Source organism: Streptomyces sp. LS1784 (assembly GCF_020103755.1).
GTDB lineage: Bacteria > Actinomycetota > Actinomycetes > Streptomycetales > Streptomycetaceae > Kitasatospora.
The window spans coordinates 1-600 of record NZ_JAHSQD010001265.1 but is presented as its reverse complement, the minus strand read 5'-3'; the positions used below and the strand labels follow the sequence as shown (position 1 = coordinate 600).

Genomic DNA, 600 nt, shown 5'->3' with positions numbered 1-600 from the left:
GGATGGCTCAAGGGCACGCCTCCTTCGCGTGAGAACGGTGCCTCAGGCGGGGATCATCGGGGTCATTGAGTGGTCCAACAATCTTTATTAGGGCTGATCTTGATGTCGGATCAGCTACGCTCTCGCCCGCCCCGCTCGACCGTCGACGCAGAGAGTAGCCCGACATGAGCAGTCCTCCTGCCGCCCCCGCGCCCCGCTGGCCGCTGATTCTGCTGCGCACCTCCACCACCCTGCTGGCCCTGCTGTCGCTGCTCCAGGTCATGCTGGCCGGCAGCTTCCTGAACGGCACCTACGACTCCCTGAAGGACCACGAGGGCAACGCGATGATGCTGGCCACCGTGGTGGTGGTCCAGCTGGCGGTGGCCGTCGCCGTCCGGCGGCCCGGCCGGGGCCCGCTCTGGCCGCTGTGGACCACGGCCCTGCTCACCGTCGCCGTCGTCGGCCAGATCACCGCCGGCTACGCCCGGGCGCTCGGCGTGCACGTCACGCTCGGCGTGCTGCTGGTCAGCGGCGTGCTGTTCGGCCTGGCCGGCGCCTGGCGGATGCCGCTGCCGGCCCGGGACGCACTGGCCGCCGGCGGTCCGGACGGCACCGGACGGC

The 600-nt window shown here is 71.2% G+C and carries 1 protein-coding gene; it reads left to right on the top strand.

Features of this window, described 5'->3' with window-relative positions:
- Positions 1-164 precede the first annotated feature (164 nt).
- A partial coding sequence (locus KS423_RS46890) for a hypothetical protein (protein ID WP_224285704.1) occupies positions 165-600 on the top strand: 436 nt, incomplete at its 3' end.